Origin of the sequence: Methylocella sp. CPCC 101449, from assembly GCF_031921685.1 — a bacterium.
Classification (GTDB): Bacteria; Pseudomonadota; Alphaproteobacteria; order Rhizobiales; family Beijerinckiaceae; genus Terripilifer.
In genome coordinates this window covers 1-16,708 of sequence record NZ_JAPDHU010000001.1, presented here as the reverse complement: position 1 = coordinate 16,708, position 16,708 = coordinate 1, and the positions used below count along the sequence as shown (strand labels likewise).

The following is a 16,708-nucleotide window of genomic DNA, read 5'->3' as shown; positions in this document are numbered from 1 at the left end:
AGATCCGATGCGGAACTGGGTCGGTCGTCAAATCGGGGTGGGAAACAGTCCGCAGCCGAGTCGCCATCTGCAAATCATGCCTTAGCGCCGGCCGACCCGCAATTGCAGAAGATAGGGCTCGAGCGCCACCATGATTCGGTCCGACGCACCGCCGAGCTGGGCCACCGTCTCGCCGGCACGCCGCACCATGGTGCGCAGGCGCTGGCCGTCGGCCATCAGCGCCAGGAGCGTGCGGGCCAGCGTGTCGCGATCGCCCACTTCCAGCGCGCCGCCGGAGCGATCGAGTTCGTCATAGACCTCGACGAAATTGCCGACATGGGGACCGTGCAGGATTGCGCCGCCGAGCTTCGCGGGCTCGATCGGATTCTGTCCGCCGGTCGCGGCGAGCGACTTGCCGACGAAGACGATGCTGGCGAGCCGGTAGAGCAGGCCGAGTTCGCCCATCGTGTCGGCGACATAGACTTGTGCGCCTGGCGGAATGTCGTCGCCACGCGAGCGTTGATAGGGCGTCAGACCTTCCTGCAAGGCCAGATTGGCGATCTGTCCGCCACGCTCCGCATGGCGCGGCGCGATAATGGTGACGAGATCATGCATGCGCTGGCTGAGTTCGTGGTGCACGGCGAGCGCGATCCGCTCTTCGCCCTCATGGGTCGAAGCGGCGAGCCACAGCGGCCGCGAGCCGATCATCGCCTGCATCCGCGCCACTTCGGCGGGATCGGCGGGCAAAGCGGCGACGTCATATTTGAGATTGCCGCCGACGAGCACGCGCGGCGCGCCGAGATCGGAAAACCGCGCCGCATCGGCATTCGATTGCGCCAAGCACAGATCAATGTGCGACAAGAGCTGCATCGCCGTATGCGGCAATCGCTTCCAGCGTTCAAACGAGCGCTGCGACAGACGCGCATTGACCAGGATGACGGGGATGCGCCGGGCATGCGCTTCGCCCAGCGCATTGGGCCACAATTCCGATTCCGCGAAGAGAACGAGATCGGGCCGCCAATGATCGAGAAAGCGGCGGACGAAACGGCAGACGTCGAGCGGGATATATTGATGAATGGCGCCAGCCGGCAGCCGTTCGTCGAGAATGCGGGCAGAGGTGACCGTGCCTGTCGTCACCAGCACCTGCAGGCCTTGCTGGCGCAGTTTGGCGACCAGTGGCAGCAAAGCGATCGCTTCGCCGACGCTGGCGCCATGCAGCCAGGCGAGCCGTCCCGGCGGCCGCGCCATCCGCGCGATACCGCTGCGCTCGCCGACGCGTCCGGCCTCCTCCTTGCCTTGGCGCTGGCGCCAGGCGAGCAGGGCGGGGGCCAGGGGCAGCAGGGCGGTCGTCGCGCCGCGATAGAGGCCAAGCAGGGAGAGGGACGCAAAACTCATCGCGGTTCTCTGCCTGCCGGTTGCGGCGAAGACGTGACGTTGGCGAGGGATTTTGCACCGGGATCGCGTCCGCCCACCATGGCATAAGCCTGGGTGTGAACGCGGTCGAGTTCGGCTTCCACCTGCTGGCGGATGCGCTCCATGTCCTCTTCTGAGGCATCGGGGGGAACCCAGATCGCCGGCGCCACGACGATGGCGCCTCGGGTGAAGGGCAGGCCAAGGCTCGCCCGGTCCCAGGACGAGAAATCGATTTTGCGCCGGTTGACCACGGCGAAGGGATAGATCGGCCGGCCGGACAGGCGTGCCAGCGTCACCACGCCCTTGCCGGTGATGCGCGACACTTTTGGCACGTCGGCCGTCAGCACCAGCGAGACATTCTCTTCGAGCAGGCGCAGCATTTCGCGCAGCGCCAGCGCCCCGCCGCGCTTGCGCACTTTTTCGGCACCCTTGCCACCGGAACCACGAATGGGAATGACGCCGAGATGTTCGAGCAGCTTGGCGTTGATCTCCGCATCGGCATTGCGCGAGATGAGGGCGGCCACGCGCAGGCCCGGTGGCCAGGCGAAATGCGCCATCATGTGCTGGCCGTGCCAGATCGTGCCGATCACCGGCTGGTCGGCGAGGGCGCGCTGCACGAGATCGGGCGGATCGATCTGGTAGCGGGTCGTCGCGTACACCAGCCGCAGATAGCGCGCCGCGAGCCATGCGGCGGCGCTCTGTACCGGGCCTGAGCGACCGAGCTTTTTAATCAGCGACATGATCGGCCCGTTGCTTTTGGGCGTTCTGGATCAGGACGGATCGAGGAAGCGGTGCATATGCACGATGTAATAGCGCATATGCGCATTATCGACGGTCTGCTGCGCCTTGGCGCGCCAAGCCTTCTCGGCGCTGGCATAGTTCGGATAGATGCCGACGATATCGAGCGCGTTGACGTCCTTGAAATTGGTGCTGTTGAGGCTTTCAAGCTCGCCGCCGAAGACGAGATGCAGCAATTGCTGGGATTCGCGGGCGCTGGAAGGTTTGTCGGTCATGGGTCCCATCTCTGATTGGAAGGTGGATAGCAAATCGGCGATTGTTTGGCGTGCAAAAACTATGCTGCCAAGGACTATGCTGCCCTGGCGGCAACGATATGACTGGCTAACTTGGTTTTTGCGGTAGGGCGGCACGCATGGCTTCGAGAAGTTGGCGCTGCAACACCGGGGGACCGGCGGCGAGAATGCCATGCCGGGGCCGCTCGCGATTGTAAAGCGGCACCTGCCCGTCGAGGCTCGTGAAAAGCCCGCCGGCCTCGCTGACGATGAGATCGGCGGCGGCGACGTCCCAATCCCAGGAATCGGCCGAGGCCATGCCGGCATCGACATCCCCGCTCGCCACCCGCGCCATGCGATAGGCGAGGGAGGGCACGCGCGGTTCGCGCACCAGGTCGATATGATTTTTGGCCAAAGCATCGAGGAAGCCGAGGGGGCCGCCGACGGTGCTGCCGATCAGGGTCTCGCGGCCCGAGGTCGTGAGCCGGGCGCTGGCGCCGGCGCGGCAGCGGAATGCGCCTTGGCCCTTGGCCGCGGCGAAGGTGTCGCCGATGGCCGGCAGATGCAGGATGGCCAGCACGGGCCGCTGGTTTTCCACCAGAGCGATGGAAATCGACCAGCGCTCGTCGCCCCGGATGAAGGCGCGCGTGCCGTCGATCGGATCGACGATGAAAAGCTTGCTGTTGTTCAGGCGGTCGGCATTGTCGGCGGTTTCTTCCGACAGCCAGGCGGCGTCCGGCACCAGAGCGCGCAACCGTTCGCGCAACAGCCTGTCGACGGCGAAATCGGCCTCGCTCACCGGCGAACCGCCGTTCTTGTAATCGACGCGCGCCGAGGTTTCGGAACCTGCGGCGAAATAGGTCATGGCGATCGCCCCCGCATCGCGCGCGATGTCGCTCATCGCGGCAAGGAGGGGGTGGGCAAGCAGGCGATGGGCTTGGGAAAAATCGGCCAACGGGGCTCCTGATCGGCTGCTGGCTCGGGCGCGGCAGCCACTGTCCCGTTCCCTTAAGACATGCCCAGCATTCGGTGCAACTCCTGTCGGGCGGTCATTGCGACCATAACTTCACCTTCACCTTGTCAGGCCTGTTTCGCCAACGACCCGGGTGAAAAACCGCGCAAAGTGCCGCCGTTCACGAAATCTTGTGCATCGCAGCAAGATTCTTGACATTTACAAAACTCAATAGTTTGGTAATTCGGCTTCCCTTGGTGCGTCGCCCGATCGGCACCGCTGCCCGCTATCGACAGGTTCCCAGAATGCGTTCTCAACGAATGATCCGAAATTCCGGCATTGGCTTGGTCTTGGCTGCGGCGACGGTGCTGGCCGGCTGCAACGACAAAAATGCGGGTGGGGCCGGGCCGCAGCCGGGCGGCGCGCCGCAAGTTGGCGTCATGACGGTCAAGCGGGAGCGGATCGCCATCTCCAACGAACTGCCGGGTCGCACGAATGCTTACCTGATCGCCGAGGTGCGGCCGCAGGTTGGCGGGCTCATCAAGAGCCGCGTCTTCAAGGAAGGAGCCGAGGTCAAGACCGGCGACCTGCTCTACCAGATCGACCCGGCGATCTATCAGGCCTCCTATGACAGCGCCAAGGCGGCGCTGGAAAAAGCGGAAGCCAATGTGATGAGCTCGCAGCTCAAGGCGAAACGCTACGGCGATCTCGCCAAGCAGAAGGCCGTCAGCCAGCAGGATGCCGACGACGCCGCCGCGACCTTGAAGCAAAATATCGCCGACGTCGCCTCGGCCAAGGCGGCGCTCGAAAGCGCGCAGATCAATCTGACCTATACCAAGCTGACGTCACCGATCTCCGGCCGCATCGGCAAATCGTCCGTCACTGCCGGCGCCCTGGTGACGGCGAGCCAGACCAACAGCCTGGCCACCGTGCAGCAGCTCGATCCGATCTATGTCGACGTGACGCAATCGAGCACCGAACTGCTGCGGCTCAAGCGTCAATTCGCCGATGGAACGTTACAGAATCCCGGCACCGCCGGCACCAAGGTGAAACTGCTCTTGCCCGATGGCACGGTCTATCCGCTCGAAGGCCGGTTGGAATTTTCCGACGTGACGGTCTCGACCACCACCGGCGCCGTCACCTTGCGGGCCGTGTTCCCCAATCCCCATGAACAGCTTCTGCCCGGCATGTATGTGCGCGCCGTGGTCGAGGAAGGCATCGACGAGAAAGGCATTCTCGTGCCGCAGCAAGGCGTGAGCCGTGATCAGCAGGGCAATGCCACGGTCTTCGTCGTCAACAGCGACAACAAGGTTGAGGTGCGTCCCGTCGGCATCCATCGCGCCATCGGCAACAATTGGTGGATATCGAAGGGGCTCGAAGCCGGCGACCGCCTGATCCTCGACGGCGTGCAGCGCATTCGCCCTGGCGCCACCGTGCAAACGGTCGCGCTTGAAGGGGCAGGCAAGCAAGCCTCCGCATCCGACACTCCTGTCGTCGCCCGATAATCGCGCCCTTCATCGAGATCAATCATGGCTCGTTTCTTCATCGACAGGCCCATTTTCGCATGGGTCATAGCGATCATCATCATGGTGGCTGGCGCGCTCGCCATCCGCAGCCTGCCGATCGCACAATATCCGGCGATTGCACCGCCCGCAGTTGCGATCACCGCGGTCTATCCGGGTGCCTCGGCGCAGACGTTGCAGGATACGGTGACGCAGGTCATCGAGCAGAAGATGCAGGGCATCGACAATCTGCTCTACATGTCCTCGACGAGCGATTCGACCGGCAGCCTGACGCTCACGCTCACCTTCGCCAACGGCACCAATCCCGACATCGCCCAGGTGCAGGTGCAGAACAAGCTGCAACTGGCGACGCCGCTGCTGCCACAGGTCGTGCAGCAGCAAGGCATTCGCGTCGCGAAATCCTCGGCGAACTTTTTGGTGATCCTCGGTTTCGTTTCGCAAGACGGCAGCATGGATGCCTATGACATCGCCGACTATGTGGCCTCGAACATTCAGGACCCGTTGAGCCGCGTCGCCGGTGTCGGCGATACCCAGCTCTTCGGTGCCCAATATGCCATGCGCATCTGGCTCGATCCGAGCAAACTCAACAACTATGCGATGACGCCGGCTGACGTGTCGGCAGCCATCACCGCGCAGAACGCTCAGATCTCGGCCGGCCAGCTCGGCGGCACGCCCGCCGTCGATGGCCAGCAGCTCAACGCCACGGTGCTCGCGCAAAGCCGCCTGAAGACGCCGGCGGAATTCGAGAACGTCATCCTGCGCACCAATAGCGACGGCTCGATGGTCCATCTGCGCGATGTCGCCCGCGTCGAACTCGGCGGCGAAAGCTACACCGCCGTCTCCCGCTACAACGGGCAACCTTCGGCGGCTTTCGCCGTCAAATTGGCCACCGGCGCCAATGCTTTGAACACCGCCGATGCGGTGCGCGCCCGCATCGCCGAGTTGGAACAGTTTTATCCGCGCGGCTTGAAGACCGTTTATCCCTATGACACCACGCCCTTCGTTCGTATTTCCATCGAAGAGGTGATCAAGACGCTGCTCGAAGCCATCGTTCTCGTCTTCGTGGTGATGTATGTCTTCCTGCAGAATTTCCGCGCCACGCTCATTCCAACCATCGCGGTCCCCGTGGTTCTGCTCGGCACATTCGGCGTGCTGGCCGCCTTCGGCTATTCCATCAACACCTTGACCATGTTCGCCATGGTGCTGGCGATCGGCCTACTGGTCGACGATGCCATCGTCGTGGTCGAGAACGTCGAACGGGTGATGAGCGAGGAAAAGCTCGGGCCGGTCGAAGCAACGCGCAAATCGATGGACCAGATCACCGGCGCCTTGATCGGCATCGCCATGGTGCTGTCGGCGGTGTTCGTGCCGATGGCCTTCTTCGGTGGTTCCACCGGCATCATCTATCGGCAATTCTCGATCACCATCGTCTCCGCCATGGTGCTGTCGGTGCTGGTGGCGGTGGTGCTCACGCCCGCGCTGTGCGCCACTCTGTTGAAACCTGCCGCGCACGGCCATGCGCCACGCCGGGGTTTCTTTGGCTGGTTCAATCGCAATTTCGATCGCGCCAGCCATGGCTATGAATCTTCCGTCCAGGGCATTCTCAAGCGCGGGCTGCGCTTCGGCGCCATCTATCTGCTGCTCGTTGGCGGCATGGCGGTTCTGTTCCTGCGCCTGCCGGGCGGTTTTCTGCCGGATGAAGATCAGGGCGTTCTGTTCACGCAGGTCGTGGCACCGACAGGCGCCACCCAGGAACGTACGCTCAACATTCTGAAGGAAGTCGAGAACCACTACCTCAAGAATGAGAAGGATGCGGTCGAGTCCGTTTTGACCGTCGCCGGTTTCAGCTTCGCCGGCTCCGGCCAGAACATGGGCCTCGCCTTCGTCAAACTGAAGGATTGGAACGAACGCAAGAGCGAAGCGCTCAAGGTGAAGGCCATTGCCGGGCGGGCGATGGGTGCCTTCTCGCGCATCCGCGACGCCATGGTCTTCGCCTTCGCGCCACCGGCCGTCGTCGAACTCGGCAATGCCACGGGCTTTGAAGTGCAATTGCAGGATCGCGGCGGTCTTGGTCATGACAAGCTGATGGCCGCGCGCAATCAGTTCCTCGGCATGGCGGCGCAGGACCCGCGCCTCATCGCCGTTCGTCCCAACGGCCAGGAAGATGCGCCGCAATTCCAGATCGATGTCGATCGCGGCCGCGCCGGCGCACTCGGCCTGACGCTCGCCGACATCAACAGCACCCTGTCGACGGCTTGGGGTTCATCCTATGTCGACGATTTCATCGACCGCGGCCGCGTCAAGAAGGTCTATATGCAGGCCGATGCCGAGACGCGCATGCAGCCGGAAGACCTCTATCGTTGGTATGTCCGCAATGCCAGCGGCGAGATGGTGCCGTTCTCCTCCTTCTCCCAGGCCCATTGGACCTACGGCTCGCCGCGTCTTGAGCGCTATAACGGCCTGCCGTCGGTGCAGATTCTCGGCCAGCCGCGCCCTGGTTTGTCCTCGGGTGAAGCGATGAATGCAGTGGCGGAGATCGCCGCCAAACTGCCGCCGGGCATCGGCTATGAGTGGAGCGGTCTTTCCTATCAGGAACGCCAATCAGGCTCGCAGGCGCCGGCGCTCTACGCGCTCTCCATGCTGGTCATCTTTCTCTGTCTGGCGGCGCTCTATGAGAGCTGGTCGATCCCGTTCTCGGTCATGCTGGTGGTGCCGCTGGGCATTATCGGTGCGCTCGCAGCGGCGGGCTGGGCCAAGCTTTCCAACGACGTCTATTTCCAGGTCGGCCTGCTCACCACGATCGGCCTTGCCGCGAAAAACGCGATTCTCATCGTCGAATTCGCCAAGGAATTGCAGGAGCAGGGGATCGAGCTGATGGAAGCGACCTTGATCGCCGCCCGGCAGCGCCTGCGGCCGATCCTGATGACGTCGCTTGCCTTCATTCTCGGCGTCTTGCCGCTGGCGATCAGCAATGGCGCGGGCTCGGGCGCGCAGAATGCCATCGGCATCGGCGTCATGGGCGGCATGATCTCGGCCACCGTGCTCGGCATTTTCTTCGTGCCGCTGTTCTTCGTGCTCGTGCGCCGGGTCTTCAAGATGAAACCCCGCCGCGATGCGTCTTCCGCAACTCCCAATTCGGCTCCTTCAGAGGCCCACTGACATGTTGACCAAATCCACCACCGCGGCTTCGCTCGCCGCGCTGCTCACGGCTGTGTCGCTTGGCGGCTGCCAGACCTTGGCGCCCGACTATGTGCAGCCCGCCATGGCCGCACCCTCGGCCTGGCCGCAAGGACCTGCCTTCGCCAACGCCAAGGTTGCGTCCGCGACCACCGCATCCGACATCGGCTGGGCGGAGTTTTTCACCGACGCGAAACTGAAGAAACTCATCGCCCTCGCGATCGACAACAATCGCGATCTGCGCGTCTCCGCCCTCAATATCGCCAAGGCGCGCGCCACCTATCAGGCGCAGAATGCGCAATTGCTGCCGCACGTCGATCTCTCCGGCTCGATGACTGCCCAGCGCCAGCCGGGCACCAGCGGCGGAACGCAGAACGTGATCTCGCGCTCCGGCAGTTTCGGCGTCGGCACGAGTTCGTTCGAGATCGATTTCTTCGGCCGCCTGCAGAGCCTGTCGCAGCAGCAGCTCGAAAACTACCTCGCTTCCGACGAGGCGCAGCGCACCACCTATCTGACGCTGGTCTCCGATGTCGCCAATGCCTATGCGACTTTGGCCGCCGACAAGGATCGCCTGCGCCTGGCCGAGAACACCTTGAAAAGCCAGCAGACCTCGCTCGATCTGACGCGACGCAGCCTGAACGCCGGCACGTCCACCGATCTGGCCGTGGCGCAAGCCCAGACCAGCGTCGAGAGCGCGCGGGGGGATGTTTCCACCTACACCGCCCAGGTGGCGCAGGACGTCAATGCACTGGCGCTCTATTTGGGCGCTTCGGTGCCGCCGGAACTCATGCCAAGCTCGCTGTCGGCCATCGCCGCGCCGCGTCCGGTTCCCGTCGGCCTGCCGTCGGACGTGCTGCTACGCCGGCCGGATATTCTGGAGGCGGAACATAAGCTGAAAGGCGCCAACGCCAATATCGGCGCCGCCCGCGCGGCCTTCTTCCCCAGCATCACCCTGACCGCCAATACGGGAACCAGCCAGGCGTTGAGCCGTTTGTTCAAAGCCGGCAGTGGTGCCTGGGTGTTTTCACCCAACGTCAATCTGCCGATTTTTGATGGCGGCATGAACCTCGCCAATCTGCGCGGCGCGGAGACCGATCGCGAAATATATGTCGCGCAATACGAGAAGGCCGTCCAATCGGCCTTCCGAGAGGTTGTGGACGCGCTGGCCACGCGTGGCACCATCGGGCCAAGGGTGTCTTCGCAAACCGCTTTGGTTGACGCCTATCAGCGCAGCTACGATCTTTCCATGACGCGGTTTCGCGAAGGCATCGACAATTATCTGTCGGTTCTGCAATCGCAGCAGTCGCTTTACGCCGCCCAGCAAAATCTCATTACTCTGCGTCTGTCGCGCATGACCAATGCCGCCACTTTGTATAAAGTGCTCGGTGGCGGCTGGATGCCGGGCTCTACAGGGAGCAAGGTAGCCGGTCTATGAACGAGGGGGAAACAACAGCTCGCCATGGAGCATCGGCCGACGACGGAAGCGAGTGAAACGGCGAGAGAGACGGAGCGTCGCAAACGCGGCCGCCCGGTGAGCGTGCCCAGCGACGAGCGCCGCGAGATGATCATCGAGGCCGCCGAGAGCATCTTTCTCGAAGTGGGCTTCGCCGCCGCCAATATGGACGATATCGCGCGGCGTGCCGGCATGTCGAAGCGCACCGTCTACGAACTCTTCGGCAACAAGCAGGCGCTGTTCGACGAACTGCTCGATCTGCGCCGCGCCGGTCTGCCGACCAGCCTCGACGATACCGATGCACCTGACGAAGAGCTGATCGACTACCTCACCAAGCTGACGCAGCACATCATGGCGCCCAAGCAGATCGCGCTCCAGCGGGTGGTCTTCGCCGAACACATGCGTGATCCGGAACGCTCGCAAAATCTCTTCAACGAAGCCGAGAAGCGGGGCCGTGGCATTCTATCGCGCTGGATGGCCCGCCAGATCGCCGGCGGACGCATCGCCGTGGCTGACCCGGATCAGGCGGCCGACATGCTGTTTGGCATGACGGTCGGCACCATTCATTTCAAGAAGCTGCTGCTGGGGCGCGAAGAACATCTGTCGGCGGACGAGATCCGCCAGCGCATTGCCCGCGCCGTGGCGATCTTCCTCAAGGGCGCGGCGGCCTGACGGCGCCGCGCCTCTCCTAAATTACTCCCCAGGCGTCGGCGCGCTCAACGGGCTGTGCGGGCTCGCCGGTTCGCTGCCGGTCCTGCGGGCGCGGCCACGCTGCGAGAAGGTGTAGATCAGCACCGGCAGGATGAAGAGGATCAGCAACGGCGCCAAGGCCATGCCGCCGACGACGACGAGCGCCAGCGGCTTTTGCACTTGCGAGCCGACGCCGGTCGACCAGGCGGCGGGGAGCAGGCCGACGCCGGCGACGACGCACGTCATCACGACGGGACGCATCTGCGTGTGGCAGGTCTCGCGGATCGCCGTGAACCGTTCGTGGCCCTGCGCGATGAGATGGTTGAAATGGGTGATGACGAGAATGCCATCCATCACCGCGATGCCGAACAGCGCGATGAAACCAATCGCCGCCGAAACGCTGAACGCCGTTCCGGTGACCGCCAGGGCCGCGACACCGCCGACCAGCGCCAGGGGAATGACGGTGAGCGCCAGCAGCGTGTCGGTCAGCGAACCGAAGTTGAAATAGAGCAGGGCGGCCATCAGCAGCAGGCTCAACGGCACGACGACCGCGAGACGCGCGATCGCGTCTTGCAGATTGCCGAACTCGCCCACCCATTCGAGCCGATAGCCTGGCGGCAACACCACTTCCTTGGCGATGCGCTGCTGCGCTTCGAGGATGGTGCTGCCGAGGTCGCGGTCGCGGACGCTGAATTTCACCGGCAGGTAGCGGGTCTGCTGTTCGCGATAGATATAGGCGGCGCCCGACATCAGCGACACTTTCGCCACTTCGCTCAGCGGAATCTGCGTGACCGAGCCCGACGGCGTGCTGACGCCGATGCGCAGATTGTTGATCGCCTCGATGCTTTGGCGGAACTGCGGTGCCAGACGCACGACGATCGGGAAATGCCGGTCGCCGCCGGATTCGAAGAGATCGCCGGCCGATTGGCCACCCACGGCGATCTGCACCGTGGTGTTGATGTCGCCCGGTGCCAGTCCATAGCGTGCCGCCTTGGCGCGATCGACTTCGATCTGCACGGTCGGCTGGCCGAGCGAGACGAAGACCGCGAGATCCTCGACGCCCTGCACCTTGCTCAGCGTGGCTTTGATCTTCTGGGCGAGGTCGGCCAGCGTGTTGAGATCGCTGCCGTAGATCTTGATCGAATTCTCACCCTTCACGCCCGACACCGCTTCCGCGACATTGTCTTGCAGATATTGCGAGAAGTTGAATTCGACGCCGGGGAATTTGGCTTGCAGTTTGGCCAGCACTTCGTCGGTCAAGGAGTCCTTGGTGACACCTGGCCGCCATTGCGAAACCGGCCGCAGCGGCGCGAAAAATTCCGCATTGAAGAAGCCGGTGGCGTCGGTGCCGTCGTCGGGACGGCCGTGTTGCGACAGCACGGTCTGGAACTCCGGCAGTTCGGAGATCGTCTGGCGCATTTTGTTGACGTATTGATTGCCTTCCTCAAGCGAGATCGTCGCCGGCAACGTGGCGCGGATCCACATGTTGCCTTCTTCGAGCTTGGGCAGGAATTCCAGGCCCAGCATGCGCACGACGATGAAGGTGGTGGCGACGATGACGAGCGCCGCCGCGATGACAGCGCCACGCCAAAGCAGAATGCGCGCGAGGATCGGTTCGTAGACGCGGCTCAGGAAGCGGACGAGCGGCGTTTCCGTCTCCTTCACCTGCCGGGGCAGGATGAGGGCGCTGAGCGCCGGCGTCACCGTGAAGGTGGCGAGCAGGCCGCCGGCCAACGCGTAAGCATAAGTCTTGGCCATCGGTCCGAAGATATGGCCCTCGACGCCGCTCATGGTGAACAGCGGAATGAAGGCGGCAACGATGATACAGGCCGCAAAGAAGATCGAGCGGTTGACGCCGGCTGCGGCGGCGGCAATTTCCTTCAAGCGGCCGGTGAGCCCCGTATAGGCCATCGTATCGGCAGGGTCGTCGCCTTCCTCGCCGCCATGGGCGAGACGTCGGTAGATCGCCTCCACCATGATGACCGTGGCATCGACGATCAATCCGAAATCGATGGCGCCGACAGAGAGCAGATTGGCCGATTCTCCACGCGCCACCATCAATCCTATGGCGAAGAAAAGCGCGAAGGGAATTGTCGTGGCGATGATGAGCGCGCTGCGCAGGTCGCCGAGGAAGAGCCACTGGATCAACACGATCAGCAGAATGCCGACCACCATATTGTGCAGCACCGTATGGGTGGTCGTATTGATCAGTTCTTCCCGGTCATAGATGCGTTCGATGTGTACGCCGGGCGGCAGGACATTCTCCCGCTCGATCCGCTGCACTTCGTCATGGACCGCATTGAGCACGGGCATACTACGTTCGCCGCGCCGCATCAGCACGATGCCTTGCACCACGTCGTCATCGTCGAGAAGGCCGGCGATGCCGAGGCGCGGCTGGTGGCCGATCTCGACGGTGGCGACGTCACGCACCAGCACCGGCGAGCCGTTGACCTGCGTCAGCATGGTCGATTCGATATCGCCGGCGCTGCGGATCAGGCCGACGCCGCGCACCACAGCCGACTGGCTGCCGATATTGACCGTGTTGCCGCCGACGTTGAGGTTGGAATTGTTGAGGCTCTGCACCACCTGCGGCAGGGTAAGGCCGTAGGCGACCAGGCGATCCAGGTCGACCTTGATCTCATAGGTCTTGGTCTTGCCGCCCCAGCTCGTCACGTCGATGACGCCGGGCACGGCGCGGAAACGGCGCTTCAACACCCAATCGTTCAGGGTCTTGAGATCCATCACGCTGTAGCCGGGCGGACCGACGAGGCGATAGCGATAGATTTCGCCGATCGGGCTCACCGGCGAAATGCCGGGCTGGGCGCCATTGGGCAGCGACTGCAATTGCGCCAGGCGATTGAGCACCTGCTGTTCGGCTTCGCGATAGGTGAAGTCGAAAGTGAATTGCAGCTTCACCGACGACAGGCCGTAGAGCGAAATGCTGCGCACGGTCTTGAGATTGGGCAGACCGGACGTCGCCACCTCGATTGGGATGGTGATGTAGCGCTCGACTTCCTCGGCGGAAAGGCCCGCGACCTGCGTCACGACTTCCACCGATGGCGGTGTCGGATCGGGATAGGCTTCGATGTTGAGCTGCCGAAAGGCCAGCAAGCCACCAATCATCATCGTGATGAACATCAAGAGGATGATGGTGCGCTGGCGCAGCGCGAAGGAAACGACGTTGTTCATATTCGTTCAAGCCGTCCGCGAATCGCGCATACGAAGGTCTAGCTCCCAGCCAGTGTTGCGGCTCTGTCGATGAAAAGGGCGCCGCGTGTTACGATCCGCTCGCCGGGTTTGAGGCCATCGACGACCTGGATGCGTTTGCCCGCGATCAGCCCCGGCTGGATTTGCCGCAGTTCGAGTTTGTCGTTCTGGCCGACCACCCAGACGCGGGTCTTGTCGCCCTCATAGATGAGCGCTTCGCGCGGCACGCTGGGCGAGGCGCCTTCGTTGTGTCCGATCAGCCGTACGCTGGTGAACATTTCCGGGCGCAGCAGGCCGGCGGCGTTGTCGATATTGGCGCGCACGGGAATGCGTCGGCTCGTCGGGTCGATGGACGAGCCGATCAAGGCGATCTCGCCGCGGAACACGCGATCGGGATAAGCGACGACGCGGAATTCCAGCTTCTGACCGACGAAGACTTGCGCCACATCGGATTCGCGCACGCTGGCGATGAGCCACACCTTCGACAGATCGCCCAGGACGAAAGCTGGATCGGACGACGATGTAGAAAGGAATTGGCCGGGGCCAATCTTGCGCTGAATGATGATGCCGTCGAGCGGGGAGGTGACGACGGTTTCGGTGCTGATCTTGCCGGTCTGCTCGAAATTGGTGATTTCGGCATCGCTCTTGCCCATGATGCGCAGGCGATTGCGCACCGCTTCCAGCGCGATTTCGGCGGCTCGCACATCATTCTGCGCGGAGTTGAGGTCATTCTGCGCTTGTTGGAACTCGCGTTGCGCCACCGCATTGGCGGCGACGAGATCGCGCAGGCGTTTCTCCGCCGTCTGCGCCAGGCGCAGGGATGAGCGCGACTTGTTGAGCGTGCTCACAGCGCTCATCAAATCGTTTTCGCTCTGGATGACGTCGACGGCTTCCAGAGTGAAGAGCGGTTCGCCCTGCTTCACCTGTTGGCCCGGTCGGGCGAAAATTTTAGTCACCCGTCCGGCGAATTGCGAAAAGACCGGCGTGACCCGCTCTTCATCGGTGCTGATCTTGCCTTCGGTGACGGTCTCGGCGGCGAAATGCGCCTCGCCGACCGTTTCGATGGTGATCGTGGCCAATTGTTCCGCGGACAGTTGCAGGCCAGATTTGACCGCCGGCGGCCGGGCGGCACCGACCGGAGGCGCTGAATTGGCGAGCGGACGCCAATACCATCCCGCGACCCCAATGATGCCCACGACGGCCACTGCCGCCACGATGCCCCTAGGCAAGGGGCGTCGGGCCGTCGATGAGCCGTCCACAGGGTTTCCTGAACCGTTCATAACTGAATTCCCCTCCAGCCACACCGCAGCTTTTCTGCGGGCGGCGGCCGTATGGCGGTCCGCCAACGGGTATCAACAGATAAAGGACCGTCTCATTCCGGGGGCGCTATCAGTCTTTTAGAAGCCGCAGCTTACACTGAGCTTACATATAGCTGACGAAGCGCTGACTCCCGGCTGACTGGGCACTTACGTTAATCTGACAAAGCCGATCAAAATGTCAGGGTCGTTCGTAGACCGAAGGTCCAGGCGTCACGCAGATTACGTTGTTGATTGTACGTCGCCGGCAGCGGCAGGCCGGCCCCTGGATTGACCGTGTATTGCAAGGACGGTTGGACGGTCAGCATATCCGAATAGACATAGCGGTAAGACAACTCCACGGATAGTTCATAAGGCTTGATCGGGATCTGTCCCATCCCGGCGACGAAACCGTCATTATAGAACGCGCGCAGGCCCTTGCCGGTTTTCAAGAAGCTGAAGCCCAGACCGAATTGGTCGTCGGGCCGGCTTTCAAACGGGCCTTTGATGCTAGCGCCCCATTCGGCATAGAGATCCGACAGGTTGCGGTCGCTGGGCGCGCGCATGATCAGGGCATAGATGCCCAGTCCCTGATCCGACGTGCCCGGTCGTTTCCAGATCATCTGATCGAAGAGCGCGTAGAAGGCTGTATTGCCGTGATGGATATGCGGCGTGCCGCCCGTCACGGCCAATAGTCCGCCTTGCGCATCGAAACGCTGGCCAGTGAAAATGCCAGTGTGATGCCAGACGCCGAGCTTGAGCGTGCCGGGCAACCCCGTATCCGCCAGCCCTTGATTGCGGTCGATCCACAGTTCGAGGAAGTAGAGCGGGTTGTCGCGCACGCGGAAGGATGTGCCGGTGCGGTTGCGGCGCTGCGGGTCGCCGTCGCCGCGGCCGGCCGGATCGCCGTTGAAAACGGCGCCGACCAGCGAAATGTTGTCCGTCACTTTCAGATTGGCGCGCGCCATCGGCGTCGAGAGCGGATAGTTAGCACCGCCCGATGGCAGATTGAGTGCTGCCAGCGCCGGATAACCGAAACTCGAATTGAGGAAGAAGCCGCTGTATTTGGAGGTCATGAACTCTTCATTGGCGCCCTGTTGGCCAATGCGTAGTGACAGACGCTCGTTGAACAGCAAGGTCTCGAACCAGGCCGCATAGAGACGCGTAGCACCGGTCGCCTCGATATTGCTGACCGGCTGCAAGGTGCCGACCATGTCGAGCGACGGCTGCCGCCCGTGAATTTGAAACATGCTGGCGTAGAAACGGGTGTTCGGAATGTTTGCCAATTTCGCGAGGTCGAGTTCGACGGAGCCGGTCAGCAGTCCGTTGAACCTGACGCCGCGCCGCACGCCGCCGGCAAAGTTGGTCCAGATTTCGGCCTGTTCGCTCAGCCCGAGGGTAATGCCCTTGTCCTCGAGACTCTTGCGCCAATCTTCCGCGTGAGCCGCGGCGGCGGAGAGAAATGCGCCGGCTGTGAGGCAGACCTTCAGCAGCGCACGAATCCTGAGGCAAGTCACGGTGAACTCTTTACTTAGTCAGATGCACGTCAGGTCGCTGGGATAAGGCCTTCGTGTGTCAATCGCGTAACGATTGCGGCAATTGCGCGCCGGTAGTTCCTCTTGACGCATCAGTTACTTGACTCCGCCTCCCCGGCGGGCAAGTTGACCCCGGGTTGGTGGCAGATTCACAAGCAATTGCAACAAAGCGTCGGGATGTTCATGCGTTTTGGGAGAGACAACCGTCTGCGCCGCTCCATGCTGGTCGTGACGGCACTGACCACGTCGGGCCTATTGGCGGCCTGCACGGTGGGACCGGACTTCGTGACGCCGCCGTCGCCGGATGTCAGCCGCTATCTGCCCGATGAACGCCCGGCCCGTGACGGTCGCGCCGGCGCGGCCGCGGGTGTGGTCTGGGGTGCCGATGTCTCGGCGCAGTGGTGGCGCCATTTCGGCTCGCCTCAGCTCAACAGCCTCATCGAGGCCGGCATCGCCAACAATCCCGATCTGGAA

At 62.9% G+C, this 16,708-nt stretch carries 11 protein-coding genes and 1 pseudogene; 5 read left to right on the top strand and 7 right to left on the bottom strand.

Annotated elements, in window-relative coordinates:
* Window positions 1-81: 81 nt before the first annotated feature.
* From OIM99_RS00060 to OIM99_RS00045, 4 genes are all read right to left on the bottom strand, one after another.
* The gene (locus OIM99_RS00060; protein ID WP_311848242.1) at window positions 82-1,374 is read right to left on the bottom strand and encodes a 3-deoxy-D-manno-octulosonic acid transferase; all 1,293 of its coding nucleotides are present in this window, start codon (window positions 1,372-1,374) and stop codon (window positions 82-84) included.
* Window positions 1,371-2,132 (bottom strand): lysophospholipid acyltransferase family protein, encoded by a 762-nt coding sequence (locus OIM99_RS00055; RefSeq protein WP_311848241.1) that lies wholly within the window; start codon window positions 2,130-2,132, stop codon window positions 1,371-1,373. Before OIM99_RS00055 ends, OIM99_RS00060 begins: the two co-directional genes overlap by 4 nt.
* Window positions 2,133-2,162: 30 nt before the next feature.
* Window positions 2,163-2,405: a DUF4170 domain-containing protein gene (locus tag OIM99_RS00050; protein ID WP_311848240.1), complete on the bottom strand. Its 243-nt coding sequence runs from the start codon at window positions 2,403-2,405 to the stop codon at window positions 2,163-2,165.
* A gap of 106 nt (window positions 2,406-2,511) precedes the next feature.
* Entirely contained in the window at window positions 2,512-3,357 is an 846-nt protein-coding gene (locus tag OIM99_RS00045; protein ID WP_311848239.1) for a 3'(2'),5'-bisphosphate nucleotidase CysQ, read from the bottom strand.
* A gap of 302 nt (window positions 3,358-3,659) precedes the next feature.
* On the opposite strand from OIM99_RS00045, the gene OIM99_RS00040 reads away from it, so the two are divergent.
* The 4 genes from OIM99_RS00040 to OIM99_RS00025 are packed head-to-tail and all read left to right on the top strand — an operon-like array spanning window position 3,660 to window position 10,179.
* Complete coding sequence (locus OIM99_RS00040; RefSeq protein WP_311848238.1) at window positions 3,660-4,859, top strand: efflux RND transporter periplasmic adaptor subunit; 1,200 nt, start codon at window positions 3,660-3,662, stop codon at window positions 4,857-4,859.
* Between the two features lie 24 nt (window positions 4,860-4,883).
* The gene (locus tag OIM99_RS00035; RefSeq protein ID WP_311848237.1) at window positions 4,884-8,036 is read left to right on the top strand and encodes an efflux RND transporter permease subunit; all 3,153 of its coding nucleotides are present in this window, start codon (window positions 4,884-4,886) and stop codon (window positions 8,034-8,036) included.
* A gap of 1 nt (window position 8,037) precedes the next feature.
* Entirely contained in the window at window positions 8,038-9,489 is a 1,452-nt protein-coding gene (locus OIM99_RS00030; protein WP_311848236.1) for an efflux transporter outer membrane subunit, read from the top strand.
* Between the two features lie 24 nt (window positions 9,490-9,513).
* Window positions 9,514-10,179, top strand: coding sequence for a TetR/AcrR family transcriptional regulator (locus tag OIM99_RS00025; protein WP_311848235.1), 666 nt, complete (start codon window positions 9,514-9,516; stop codon window positions 10,177-10,179).
* Window positions 10,180-10,200: 21 nt separating this feature from the next.
* Here OIM99_RS00025 and OIM99_RS00020 read toward each other — a convergent pair whose 3' ends face one another.
* From OIM99_RS00020 to OIM99_RS00010, 3 genes are all read right to left on the bottom strand, one after another.
* On the bottom strand, window positions 10,201-13,386 hold the full coding sequence (locus OIM99_RS00020) for a CusA/CzcA family heavy metal efflux RND transporter (RefSeq protein WP_311848234.1): 3,186 nt from the start codon (window positions 13,384-13,386) through the stop codon (window positions 10,201-10,203).
* Between the two features lie 38 nt (window positions 13,387-13,424).
* Window positions 13,425-14,618 (bottom strand): efflux RND transporter periplasmic adaptor subunit, encoded by a 1,194-nt coding sequence (locus OIM99_RS00015; protein WP_311848233.1) that lies wholly within the window; start codon window positions 14,616-14,618, stop codon window positions 13,425-13,427.
* A gap of 275 nt (window positions 14,619-14,893) precedes the next feature.
* Window positions 14,894-16,216 (bottom strand): carbohydrate porin, encoded by a 1,323-nt coding sequence (locus tag OIM99_RS00010; RefSeq protein WP_311848232.1) that lies wholly within the window; start codon window positions 16,214-16,216, stop codon window positions 14,894-14,896.
* 201 nt (window positions 16,217-16,417) lie between these two features.
* Here OIM99_RS00010 and OIM99_RS00005 point away from each other — a divergent pair.
* A pseudogene (locus tag OIM99_RS00005) lies at window positions 16,418-16,708 on the top strand (histidine kinase); the annotation flags it as partial.